The organism is Bartonella kosoyi, assembly GCF_003606325.2.
Classification (GTDB): domain Bacteria; phylum Pseudomonadota; class Alphaproteobacteria; order Rhizobiales; family Rhizobiaceae; genus Bartonella; species Bartonella kosoyi.
Genome location: NZ_CP031843.2, coordinates 631156 through 643336, shown reverse-complemented (window position 1 = coordinate 643336; position 12181 = coordinate 631156). Strand labels below are relative to the sequence as shown.

At 38.4% G+C, this 12181-nt stretch carries 11 protein-coding genes; 3 read left to right on the top strand and 8 right to left on the bottom strand.

What is annotated here, in order from left to right:
* Window positions 1-9: 9 nt before the first annotated feature.
* From D1093_RS02560 to gshB, 7 genes are all read right to left on the bottom strand, one after another.
* Entirely contained in the window at window positions 10-846 is an 837-nt protein-coding gene (locus D1093_RS02560) for a cell wall hydrolase (RefSeq protein WP_120100479.1), read from the bottom strand.
* A 548-nt stretch (window positions 847-1394) separates the two neighbouring features.
* On the bottom strand, window positions 1395-2117 hold the full coding sequence (gene phoU / locus D1093_RS02555) for a phosphate signaling complex protein PhoU (RefSeq protein ID WP_120100477.1): 723 nt from the start codon (window positions 2115-2117) through the stop codon (window positions 1395-1397).
* A 21-nt stretch (window positions 2118-2138) separates the two neighbouring features.
* Window positions 2139-2897 (bottom strand): phosphate ABC transporter ATP-binding protein PstB, encoded by a 759-nt coding sequence (gene pstB / locus D1093_RS02550; protein ID WP_120100476.1) that lies wholly within the window; start codon window positions 2895-2897, stop codon window positions 2139-2141.
* Between the two features lie 51 nt (window positions 2898-2948).
* Window positions 2949-4238 carry a phosphate ABC transporter permease PstA gene (gene pstA, locus D1093_RS02545; RefSeq protein WP_120100473.1) on the bottom strand — a complete coding sequence of 430 codons (1290 nt, stop codon included), beginning with the start codon at window positions 4236-4238 and terminating at the stop codon, window positions 2949-2951.
* Window positions 4235-5695, bottom strand: coding sequence for a phosphate ABC transporter permease subunit PstC (gene pstC, locus D1093_RS02540; protein WP_120100472.1), 1461 nt, complete (start codon window positions 5693-5695; stop codon window positions 4235-4237). Before pstC ends, pstA begins: the two co-directional genes overlap by 4 nt.
* Window positions 5696-5756: 61 nt before the next feature.
* A complete protein-coding gene (locus D1093_RS02535) occupies window positions 5757-6803 on the bottom strand; it encodes a PstS family phosphate ABC transporter substrate-binding protein (RefSeq protein ID WP_120100470.1) in 1047 nt (348 codons plus the stop codon).
* 143 nt (window positions 6804-6946) lie between these two features.
* A complete protein-coding gene (gshB, locus tag D1093_RS02530; RefSeq protein WP_120100468.1) occupies window positions 6947-7885 on the bottom strand; it encodes a glutathione synthase in 939 nt (312 codons plus the stop codon).
* An 87-nt stretch (window positions 7886-7972) separates the two neighbouring features.
* Between gshB and D1093_RS02525 the strand changes: the two genes are divergently transcribed.
* Window positions 7973-8767 (top strand): molybdopterin-synthase adenylyltransferase MoeB, encoded by a 795-nt coding sequence (locus D1093_RS02525; RefSeq protein WP_120100467.1) that lies wholly within the window; start codon window positions 7973-7975, stop codon window positions 8765-8767.
* Window positions 8768-9664: 897 nt separating this feature from the next.
* On the opposite strand, the gene D1093_RS02520 is transcribed toward D1093_RS02525, so the two are convergent.
* Window positions 9665-10228: a c-type cytochrome gene (locus D1093_RS02520; RefSeq protein ID WP_120100465.1), complete on the bottom strand. Its 564-nt coding sequence runs from the start codon at window positions 10226-10228 to the stop codon at window positions 9665-9667.
* Between the two features lie 104 nt (window positions 10229-10332).
* On the opposite strand from D1093_RS02520, the gene D1093_RS02515 reads away from it, so the two are divergent.
* Window positions 10333-11064 (top strand): 3-deoxy-manno-octulosonate cytidylyltransferase, encoded by a 732-nt coding sequence (locus D1093_RS02515; protein WP_120100463.1) that lies wholly within the window; start codon window positions 10333-10335, stop codon window positions 11062-11064.
* Window positions 11061-11924 carry a prephenate dehydratase gene (locus D1093_RS02510; RefSeq protein WP_120100461.1) on the top strand — a complete coding sequence of 288 codons (864 nt, stop codon included), beginning with the start codon at window positions 11061-11063 and terminating at the stop codon, window positions 11922-11924. The genes D1093_RS02515 and D1093_RS02510 overlap by 4 nt, the downstream gene beginning before the upstream one ends.
* Window positions 11925-12181 lie beyond the last annotated feature (257 nt).

Genomic DNA, 12181 nt, shown 5'->3' with positions numbered 1-12181 from the left:
TACAAAAACTTACCAGTTTCTGTGTCGCTTTTCTAACATGGCAACAATTGCATTTAACTGATCTGATGAAGGCAACGCCATAATTGTTTTATTTTCCTCTTTCCTCGCTAGATGTTTAGGCGCATAGGTTGGAATGGGAACTTTATCAAGCTGTACCATAGCAAAAGATGTAGGTTGTACCGTCTTGGACTGAGCTACTTCTGTTGAAGGAGACGCACTTTTCTCTGCTTTAACTTCCTTACTTTCTAAACCTTCATCGATAAAGCTTGGCGCATAACCAGAACGCTCCTGAGCAAAGGCATAAGCAACATCATAAGGGCGATTATCCGTAGGAATTTGAAGTGATCCATCACGGGATCGCTTTTCATAAAAAGCATTCCCCCCTGCGACATGAACATAGTGCATGTTTTTATAAGGAAAAGATAAACCAGCGGTATGAAAAAACTTAGCGTGCTTAACCTTCTTATCTCGTTCACCCCGTAAAACTGCATCAGCAGCTTCTCTTACACGAGCAACAGATGCTTTCTCCGTCATAGGACGCGTTAAAACCCCCGGCGCAAATTGCTTATATTGACCAACAACACCACAAATCGTCTTGGGATAAGCGCTTGAATTAACACGATTCATAACAACCGTTCCAACGGCAATCATCCCTTCACGGCTCGAACGATTTGACTCAAAATACATCGCACGCATAAGGCATTGGCGCTCTGTTAATGGATACGTAACTGTTTTTGTTTTCTTATTATTTACTTTTTCAGCATCTAAATGACTTGTAGCACACCCCACAACAACAAACGGCGCTACGCAACAGGTAACAAAAACATTCCAACGATTTTTTTTCATCTTAGGCAACACATTCCTATAATCTTTGAGCTATTCAAATTTTGAAATGAGCTTTAAATGTATCTCTCAATAAAGTATACAGTTAATTGTTACCACTCAGTAAAATTTTAATACAAATGGTAATCAAAAACTATTTATGCGAAATAAAAAATAAAATACTCTTAATTTATAGATCAATATTGTCGCTCCTCATGGAACAATATAGACTTATAGAACCCCACACATTTCAATCGCAATAAAATAATATGATTACTCATTCTACATACGAAAAAAGACTGGAATATTAAAACTCTTTGCGTCAATATTGAAAAAATAACACAGATTCCCCCTTATAATATAAATATTAAGAAAATGATCAGAAAGAAAATGCCCTCCGACCATAATCCGAGTAATCGTATCATCCAATATATAAAAATGTCAAATTAAGAGTTAACAATCTGTCCTGTTAGCTAAAAAAAACTCTTTGGTGCTTCTGTATGTTTTCTCATCATATGGTTACTATATCCTTTTTATGTCCTTTCTAAAGCTTCTGTATTGTAAGACAATCTTCAATCTCTTTTCTTCTCACCTACACCAACTTTATAGGTAAGGTCATCACGAGGACGATCAGAAGGCATATGATACCCCGTTATGATATAATGCAACATTTCAGCAATATTGGTAACATGATCACCAATTCGTTCAATATTCTTTAAACAAAACAACAAGTGCGTACAAACCGTAATATTGCGCATATCTTCCATCATATATGTCAAAAGTTCACGAAAAAGAGAAGTATACAAAGCATCAATTTTCTCATCACGCTCACGCACAGCGTTAATACGCTCTAATCGACGACTCGTATAAGCATCTAAGACTTCTTTTAATTGATTGAGCGCTAAGGCTGTAATTGTTTCAAGCCCATGATAAAAGGACGCAGATTGACGTATTTCTGAAAGGGCAACAGTCCTCTTAGCAATATTTTTGGCCATATCCCCAATTCGCTCAAGATCAGAAGAGATACGAATAGCTCCAATAATTTCACGCAAATCTACAGCCATTGGTTGACGCTTGCAAATAATAGCCACCGCTTTTTCATCAATATCACGTTCTGCTTCATCTAAAAAAACATCATCGGCAATCACTGCCGTTGCAAGTTGAAGATCACTACAGACAACCGATGAAACAGATCGTTCAATCATTCTTTCCGCATGGCGCCCCATTTCTGTAATCCTTGCTTTTAGATATTTTAGTTCTGCATCATAAGAACGAACAGTATGGTTCATAGACATATCTTACACTCCTCAATTCACCTATCCAAAACGCCCCGTAATATAATCTTGTGTCCGTTGCTCTTTGGGTGATGTGAAGATCATTTCAGTTGCACCAACTTCGACCAAATGCCCTAAATGGAACATGGCCGTATATTGAGAAACACGTGCCGCCTGTTGCATGGAATGTGTTACGATAACAATTGTATAATTTTGCCGTAACGCATCAATTAGCTCTTCAATCCGAGCGGTTGCAATGGGGTCAAGAGCTGAACAAGGCTCATCCATCAAAATAACTTCGGGACTAACCGCAATGGCACGCGCAATACACAAACGCTGTTGTTGTCCTCCTGATAAACTTGTTCCAAGATCATGAAGACGGTCTTTTACTTCTTCAAACAAACCAGCCTGCCTCAAACTCTTTTCAACCACATCATGCAATTCAGAACGCGTTTTCACCAAACCATGAATGCGCGGACCATAAGCAACATTTTCAAATATAGATTTTGGAAAAGGACTAGGCTTTTGAAAAACCATTCCAACACGAGCCCGTAATTCTACAACATCAATTCTTTGGTCATAAATATTCTCCCCATCCAAAGTGATAAGACCCGTTATTTTAGCCCCTTCAATCGTATCATTCATACGGTTGAAACAACGCAAAAAAGTCGATTTTCCACATCCTGATGGACCAATCAAAGCAATGACTTGATGTTCAGGAATATCAAGGGTAATACCATGAAGTGCTTCTTTGTCTCCATAAGAAACCTTCACATCTTGACCACGCATTTTAATCTTCATGACAAAAACTCACCTTACAAAAATCTTATCGAAGTTGTTATATTATTAAAATTACTGGCGGCGTTCGAAACGTCGACGTAAAAAAACTGCAGAAATATTCATGATTGCAAGAAACATCATTAAGACAATAATAGCCCCCGATGTCTTTTCAACAAAAGCGCGCTCTGCTTCACCCGCCCACATAAAAATTTGAACAGGCAAAGCTGTTGCCGGATCCATAGGAGTTGTAGGAATATTAACAACAAAAGCAACCATTCCGATCAAAAGCAAAGGGGCTGTTTCACCCAAAGCCTGAGCGACTCCAATAATCGTACCAGTCAAAATACCGGGCGCTGCTAAAGGAACAACATGATGAAAAATCATTTGTGTTTTTGATGCTCCAAGCCCTAAAGCTGCTGCACGAATAGAGAGAGGAACAGCACGCAAAGCAGAACGTGTTGCAATAATAATCGTGGGAAGAGTCATGAGCGCTAAAACAAGACCACCAACAAAAGAGGCTGAACGTGGTAATCCTAAAAAATTAACAAAAACTGCAAGTCCTAAAAGACCAAAGACAATCGAAGGAACAGCGGCAAGGTTATTGATATTAACCTCAATAAAATCTGTAAATTTATTTTTGCGTGCATATTCTTCCAAATAAAGAGCCGTTGCGATGCCTATCGGGAGTGAAACCAATAAAACGATGCCTATCATATAAAGAGATCCAATGATCGCAACACCTAATCCCGCAGTCTCAGGACGACTTGAAGCGCCAAATGTAAAAAAACCAATATTAAACGTTTTATAAAGCGTACCATCATGCGCTAAACGCTTTATCCATTCTACTTGTCGATTAGAAACTTTGCGGTTTTTTTCTGCTACATGCAAATCAATCTGCCCCTTATAAGCAGAATCAATATCCGCTGCTGCCAACACTTTGATTTTTTGCATTGTGCCAATCAGTTTTGGATTTTTTGTCACCATCTCACGCAGTTGAACACGCACACTATTTGAAAACATACGGTTAATGTCCCGCAGAGAGGCTCGATCATTTTGATTGACATCAAGTTTTTTTGCTAAAGCATTGCGTACAAGAAGTGGATAATTCGCTGTTATGAGGACTTGTGGTTTTGTTTGACGTTGACCACTTGGATCAATGATCTTTTCATCTAAATAAATTGATAATGTCATTTCACTTTGAAAAAAAGCTGTATAGCCTTGACTCATGATCGACCATAAAAGCGCAAATAAAAAAAACAAACCAATAAAAATAGCAATCAAACCATAGGCTCGAAAACGACGTTCAGCCCTATACCGACGCTTAAGGCTAATATTGCGACGAGGAAAAAAATCTTCATTCATTCATATTGTTCCCGATATCTACGCACAATATAAAGAGCGAGAATATTCATCAAGAGTGTCATCACAAAGAGTGTCATTCCCAAAGCAAAAGCCACCAAAGTTTGTGGAGAATTAAACTCAAAATCACCGGTTAATTGATTAACAATCTTAACCGTCATGGTGGTCATTGCTTCAAAAGGATTAAGGGTTAAGTTTGCTGCAACACCTGCCGCCAAAACCACAATCATTGTTTCCCCAATTGCACGCGATGCCGTTAACAAAATAGCCCCCATAATCCCTGGAAGTGCTGCGGGTATAACGACTTTTTTAATTGTTTCAGATTGCGTTGCGCCTAAACCATAAGAACCTTCACGTAAAATACGTGGAACAGCTGTAATAACATCATCCGACAAAGAGGAAACAAAAGGAATCAACATGATTCCCATCACAACGCCAGCAGTCAAAACACTTTGTGCCATAATAAAACCACCCCCATCTGAAAGAGAAACAGACAGATCACGTAAAAATGGTCCGACAACCTTCAAAGCAAAAAAGCCATAAACAATGGTTGGAATGCCAGCAAGAACTTCTAATAATGGTTTTACAATTGCTCGCAATCGCGCAGAAGCATACTCGGCCATATAAAGAGCTGAAAATAGGCCTATAGGTACAGCAAAAAGCATGGCGACAAAGGCAATATAAAGCGTACCAGCAAGGAGCGGTATTAAACCAAATTGTCCAGCTTCATCGCCTGCACCACTCACGGAAAAACGCGGATCCCAAACCGTTCCTAAAAAGAAATTTGAAAAGGATACAGACTGAAAAAAGCTTATCGTCTGAAAAAACAGAGAAAGTGCAATGGCTATTGTCGTCAAAACTGCAACGATAGACGCACAAGCCAATCCAATAATAATTAAAGATTCAACCTTATTGCGCGCACGTTGATGAGGTGCAATTTGTATTATTCCATAGATAAAACCGAAAGAGGCAATAGCAAAAAGGAAACCATAACCAATAAATTGAAGCTTTTTAGAAGAAAATACCCATGACCGTGCTATTTTGAACACATCATTCGATACTTCATGAGGTAACATCAATCCTTTCGCCAATAATTGTGCCTGCACTTGTTTATAGGAAGCGGTAGAAAGATCCCCTTCAAAGTAGTTAATCATTTTGGCGAGATTTCGAAGAGTCTCCCAAAGGAGATCATGATTGAAAGGTTCTGTTATATGCGCACTATACGCCCAAAGCTCTCGAGAGGCATTATATTCTAAATAAATTGTGCTCCCAGCATCCCACAAAATTAAAAAAATAAAAGCTGGAATAACAGTAATCAAAAAAGTCCACCAGCCGTAATAATACGCACGAGAATGCATTTTATGTTGTTTGTATTCAAGAGTACGTGCTCGCATATAAGAAATACAAAAGCCACAAAATCCAAAAAGAAATAACAAAAAAATAATGAAGGAAATGCGCATTTTATCTTTCAGTTTTTATAAAAAATAGCACCGAAAACTCTTACTCTGGAACGACAATAAATTATTTCAGCGTCATGACTCGACCAGCAGAAAAATCAGAACGCTGTGCTTGACGTTCCTTTTCAGGAGCAACAATCAAACCATATTCAGCCAAAGGGCTATCAGGACCAATCATTTGTTCAGAAAGGAAAAAGTCAACATACTCTCGCAAACCTGGAACAATATCTAAATGAGCTTTCTTAATATAGAAAAAAAGTGGACGAGAAACTGGATATTGTCCACTAGAAATGGTCTCCACCGTTGGCGCAAAACCATTAATATCGGCAACCTTTAACCTATCAGCATTATTTTGATAAAAAGACAATCCAAAAATACCAATCCCTGTTTTATTCGATGTTAGACGCGCAAATGTTTCAGAATAATCACCATCAATATCAACCGCTTTTCCATCCTTACGGACCGCAATACAAGCAGCGTGTATTTCCTTATCATCCATCCCTAACGCCTTCATCACTTCAATGGCACCACTCTCTTTACAGCCCACAGCAAGTAATTTTTCCTCAAAAACTTCACGCGTTCCATGCTTCTCTCCAGGAATATAGGCTGCTATCGCCCAATCAGGAAGGGCACTATTGACGGCACTCCATTTCAAAACATGATTGGGCTGCAACTTCCCGTCTATAATAACGCGAGCTGCAAGAGCTTTATAAACATCTATCGGCTGTAATTTCCAATCAGGCCCTTTAATATCTGTCGCAAAAACAATGCCATCATACCCAATACGTATTTCCTCAATCTCTTTCACACCAGCCTCAAAACAAGACTGCAATTCACTCGATTTCATTGCCCGCGAAGCATTCACAATATCAACGGTGTTCTCCCCAACACCATGACAAAATTCCTTAATTCCCGCTCCTGTTCCACCCGATTCGATAACAGGAACCTTAAAATGGGGATAAATTTCTCCAAAGGTCTCAGCGACAATCTTTTGATAAGGTAAGACTGTAGATGAGCCAGTAACCTGTATTTGATCGCGTGCATTGCCTATATTTACGGACAGCAATAACGCAAAAAACAATCCCACTCCACTTGATAAGACTCTGCTCATCTATAAACTCCCTAAAAATCGAGGATAAAGCCTCTTAAATTTATATCATACGTTCATTTTAGTTCACATTTGCAACATAACAAAATAAAAAACAACATGGATCATTTTTTTAACAAAACCATAATTGTGAATCCTTGTGTAAATTAATTTGAACGTTTGAACTCAACAACATCCCAAAACAGATGTGCAATATCTGTACCGCAGAAGCGTTTAATTTCACGAATTCCCGTAGGAGATGTTACATTGATTTCTGTTATATAATCTCCAATCACATCAATCCCCACAAACAGAAGACCACGTTCCTTTAAGGCTGGACCAATGCGTTCACAAATTTCATAATCACGTTTTGTTAACGCAACATTTTCCGCACGACCTCCAACATGCATGTTAGAACGCACATCTGTTTTTGTCGGAATTCGATTAATGGCTCCAACCGGCATACCATCAAGCAAAATAATCCGCTTATCTCCCTTTCGTACTGCCTCTAAATAACGCTGAACAATAAAAGGTTCGCGGTAAATGTCCGCAAACATTTCCAACAACGATGCTAAATTGCGATCATCTTGTTTTAAATAAAAAACACCAGCGCCCCCATTCCCATAAAGTGGTTTCACAATAATATCGCCAAATGTCTCTCTAAAAGCAGTTATTTCTTCAATATCTTTGGTAATTAACGTTTCAGGCATCAAATCAGAAAACTCTGTCACAAAAATTTTTTCTGGACTATTGCGGACCCATACCGGATCATTCACAATAAGTGTTTGAGGATGAATACGTTCTAATAAATGTGTCGTGGTGATATAATTGAGATCAAAAGGCGGATCTTGGCGCAAAAGGACCACATCCATATCTCTTAGTTCCGTGCGAACCGGCTTTCCTAATTGATAATGCTTTCCCTCTTCATCATAGACAGTCAATGACTCTAAGTATGCAATCACACAACCATCGTACAGAGATAAACGATCTGGAGTATAATGGAAGAGAGAGTGTCCACGCTCTTGCGCTGCTACAGCGAGAGCAAATGTCGTATCTCCTTGAATCCGAACGGTTGAAATATGATCCATCTGAATAGCAATTTTCATAAATAAATCCTCCTTACCCTAAAAGCAGACTGGTCTATGCACCATAAACTTAGTAAACAATAAAATAACGATGACAAGAGAAAATTCATGACACAAGAAACAGATACAAAATTCACTAACGAAGAAATCGAACGCTATGCACGTCACATCATTTTGCCTGAAATTGGTGGTGCGGGACAACAAAAGCTCAAACAAGCACGTGTTCTTGTTGTGGGTGCTGGTGGACTTGGAGCACCTGTTTTAACTTATTTGGCTGCCGCAGGTGTTGGAACCCTTGGAATTGTCGATAATGACACTGTTTCACTTTCCAATTTACAACGCCAAGTTATTCATAAGACAAAGGCAATCAACCAAAGCAAAACAGACAGTGCTGAAACCACTATAAAAGCCATAAATCCGCATGTTATGGTTGAAAAACACACCCTACGCTTAGATGAAAGGAATGTGGATAAACTGCTCAATGCCTATCATATCATTGTTGATGGAAGTGATAATTTTACTACACGCTATCTTCTTGCGGATCACGCTGCCCAATGCAAAAAGCCTTTAATAAGCGGTGCTGTAGAACGTTTTAATGGCTCATTAACCGTCCTTATGCCATATGAAGACAATAACCCTCACTATCGCGATTTATTCCCCACCCCTCCTGCTCCCGACACGATCCCAACATGTGCTGAAGCTGGAATCATCGGTGCTTTACCTGGCGTTATTGGAACCTTACAAGCAATGGAAACGATTAAAATGATCACAAACATCGGAGATCCATTGGTAGGAAAAGTTCTCCTCTATAATGGATTATTAGCGCAATTTAATATTATTACCTATAAACGATCAAATTCCAAAGAAAATACCATAGCACTTAAGAAACTTGGAGAATCATGATTTTATCCCTACTCATTTTCAAGATTCTGGCGATATGTGTTGAAACTGAAACACTGACGTTTTACCGCAAATCATCGAAATGCTGGAAACAATGAGAACAATTAAACTTATCACAAAAATTGAAGACTTTTTATGGAAAAAAAATCCTCCTCTATAATGGATTATTAACATAATTTTATGCCATCTTTTATAAACGATTAGATACTCGTGCAAAAGGTGCTGCCATCAGTGTTCTTGTATAAAGAATTTTCGAGGAGGGTAAAAATATAAGCCGCAGAACTCTATTTAACCAGTTTGCTTTTCACGCATAAAATTGCTCCCCACGAAAGTGCTTCCTTCCAACCATAACGCATAAATAAATAATCTAACTCATATTTTAGTTATCGATACGATAAAAGGTCAATAATCTGTACCTGCACCTCTAACCTCAAAAGAAAACGTCTATTCATCAAGAATCATACAATGCAGCTTAGGATTATGGCCGTATAAGAACAATTAATTGTCTCCGTCTATAATAAAAACACATAGAGATTGATGTGTATAGAAAAATTAAGATAAACCTCATGTAGAGCTTTAATTACACAATTATTATATTCAAAAGCAGAAAGCTATCGCTCATAAAGAGATAATCCTTCAGCAATAACTTCATAGACAAGCATATGTAGAAAAGGTGAAGCAAACAGGTCTTGAAAACAAATCTGTAGATGACAACGTTAAGTGCGCATTTTTTAAAAAATCTCTTTAAGAGCAGGAAAATATGCAACGTTAAGTGTATTCTGTTTTACATGTGGGCGTTGCCCCTATCAAAACATTCATAAAAGCTCTTTCGATAAAACCTTGAAACAAAAGCTACAAAAAATTGAATTTTTTTTCTAAACTACACATCTAGAATGTACGTTATTTTGGCCCGTTCACTTTGTTATTATCGATTGGTAAAGGAACAGGATGATCGGATAAACTGCGTAAATAAAGCAAAAGATCGGCACGATCTTGGTCATTTTTAATTCCACGGAAAGACATAATGGTCCCAGGAAATGCTTCACGTGGAGAACGCAGATAACGATCTAACGTTACAAAATCCCATTTTTGATCAGAATGCGCACGCAATACCCGTGAATAGGCAAAACCTGCGGCGGATGCCAAAGGGCGGTCAACAATTTCCCAAAGAACTGGACCAACGCGCCCTGCTTGATTGCGTCCAGAAGTATGGCATATGGCACATTGACGAAAAATTTTACGCCCATTTTCAAAATCGCCTTGTTGAAGGCGGCTATTGAGTGATACAGGAATATCGGATTCTTTCTGTTTTTCTTTAAATGTATCATTCTTGGTAACTGTGTGATAATATTGGACTGATGAAGAATGATCGTAAACTATATCGCTGAGTGTGGAAATTCCCACAACAATAACCAGCACACATAAACATGCGCCAATAAAATAGATAGCTTTCCAGCGATTCATAAAAACTCAAATGTTCACGGTTTCATTACCATTTTTAGTATAAGTTTTTTCTTTATAACACACAACATCATAAATACAGCACAAACGACGTTTGGAATCTTGCAATGGCTCTTGAACCGATTATTCTTATTCCTGCCCGTATGGGATCAACCCGCCTTCCTCAAAAAGCTCTTGCTGAAATCAGTGGAAAGCCGATGATTGTTCATGTCGCAGAACAAGCTAAAAAAGCAGCAATAGGGCGTACAATCGTTGCAACAGATCACAATGATATCGCCAAAGCTGTTGCAGAGTATGGGCACGAATATATCATAACACGAGGTGATCATAAATCTGGATCTGATCGTATTTATGAAGCTTTAATGCGTATTGATCCTGAACAACGCTACAATGCTATTTTAAATATACAAGGTGACCTCCCAACGATAATGCCTCGTGAAATCATTCATGTATTACGTCCTTTAGAAAATAGCTTTACTGATATCGCAACCTTGGGGGCTCAAATCATTGAGAAAGATGAAAAAAGAGATCCCAATGTTGTCAAAGTCATTGGAACACCGCTTTCTCAAAATCGCCTTCGTGCTCTTTATTTCACTCGTGCTACAGCTCCTTATGGAGAGGGTCCTCTTTATCATCATATTGGAATATACGCTTATCGGCGCGAAGCACTTGAAAAATTTGTATCATCCAAACCCTCTACACTCGAGATGCGTGAAAAACTTGAACAATTACGCGCATTAGAGCATAATATGCGTATCGATGTGGAGATAGTCGATACGATTCCTTTAAGTGTAGACACACAACGTGATCTTGATAGAGTACGTAAGATTTTAGCATGAAAACACTCAAAAAAACCAATAAAATCTCTTTCCAAGGAGAATATGGTGCTAATTCCCATATTGCTTGCTCCAATATGTTCCCCAACATGGATGCTGTGCCCTCTGCTACTTTTGAAGACGCCCTTAATTTGGTGGAAAATGGGAAAGCTGATCTTGCTATGATCCCTATTGAAAATACTCTTGCTGGACGCGTTGCAGACATTCATCATCTTTTACCACAATCATCACTTTATATCATTGATGAATATTTTTTGCCTATCCATTTTCAACTTATGGTTTTGCCCGGCGTTACCCATGACGACATTAAAACCGTCCACAGTCATATACATGCCCTTGCACAATGTCGAAAAATCATACGAAAAAACGGTTGGAAACCTGTTGTTTCTGCTGACACCGCTGGTGCTGCAAAATTTATAAAAAAAAGTGCTCAACGTTCACAAGCAGCCTTAGCACCTATGATCGCAGCAGAACTCTACGGGCTTGATATCCTTGAAAGAGATGTTGAAGATAACCCTCATAATATTACGCGTTTTGTCATTCTTTCGCGTTCTCAACAGCACGTGCCTATCCCCCAAAATGGCGAAAAAATTATCACCAGTCTTCTTTTTCGAGTGCGCAATGTTCCCGCTGCTCTCTATAAGGCTATGGGAGGATTTGCAACAAATGGTATCAATATGACAAAATTAGAAAGCTATCAAATCGGTGGAAATTTCAATGCAACACAATTCTTTGTTGATATTGAAGGACATCCTGAAGATCCCATGATGAAACTCGCCTTAGAAGAGTTGTCTTTCTTCTCTGCTGAATTGCGTATTATCGGTACTTATCCGGCACAAAATGATCGAACATCGCATATATAAAGGCAACGAAACCATTATCCTTTTTTGCTGATCTCGAAGAACATCCTAAAAATCCTATAATGCAATGTATCTTGGAGAAACCCGTTTTCTTATGCTAAACCCGCTTTATCATAAATGCTAAAGTAGAAAAAGAGAGATAACATCCGATAATGGAATATATAAATTGCTTTGATAATGTTTTTTGACAAATTACATTATGATAAATAGCAATTCAACGTGTACAAAGATCTATGTAAAGAAAAAACTGAAAATGAAAG

Coding starts and splice junctions, on each gene's coding strand:
- pstB (WP_120100476.1), bottom strand. CDS start 2,897: ATGAAGATTAAAATGCGTGGTCAAGATGTGAAGGTTTCTTATGGAGAC.
- pstC (WP_120100472.1), bottom strand. CDS start 5,695: ATGCGCATTTCCTTCATTATTTTTTTGTTATTTCTTTTTGGATTTTGT.
- D1093_RS02535 (WP_120100470.1), bottom strand. CDS start 6,803: ATGAGCAGAGTCTTATCAAGTGGAGTGGGATTGTTTTTTGCGTTATTG.
- D1093_RS02520 (WP_120100465.1), bottom strand. CDS start 10,228: ATGAATCGCTGGAAAGCTATCTATTTTATTGGCGCATGTTTATGTGTG.
- D1093_RS02515 (WP_120100463.1), top strand. CDS start 10,333: ATGGCTCTTGAACCGATTATTCTTATTCCTGCCCGTATGGGATCAACC.
- D1093_RS02510 (WP_120100461.1), top strand. CDS start 11,061: ATGAAAACACTCAAAAAAACCAATAAAATCTCTTTCCAAGGAGAATAT.
- gshB (WP_120100468.1), bottom strand. CDS start 7,885: ATGAAAATTGCTATTCAGATGGATCATATTTCAACCGTTCGGATTCAA.
- phoU (WP_120100477.1), bottom strand. CDS start 2,117: ATGTCTATGAACCATACTGTTCGTTCTTATGATGCAGAACTAAAATAT.
- pstA (WP_120100473.1), bottom strand. CDS start 4,238: ATGAATGAAGATTTTTTTCCTCGTCGCAATATTAGCCTTAAGCGTCGG.
- D1093_RS02560 (WP_120100479.1), bottom strand. CDS start 846: ATGAAAAAAAATCGTTGGAATGTTTTTGTTACCTGTTGCGTAGCGCCG.
- D1093_RS02525 (WP_120100467.1), top strand. CDS start 7,973: ATGACACAAGAAACAGATACAAAATTCACTAACGAAGAAATCGAACGC.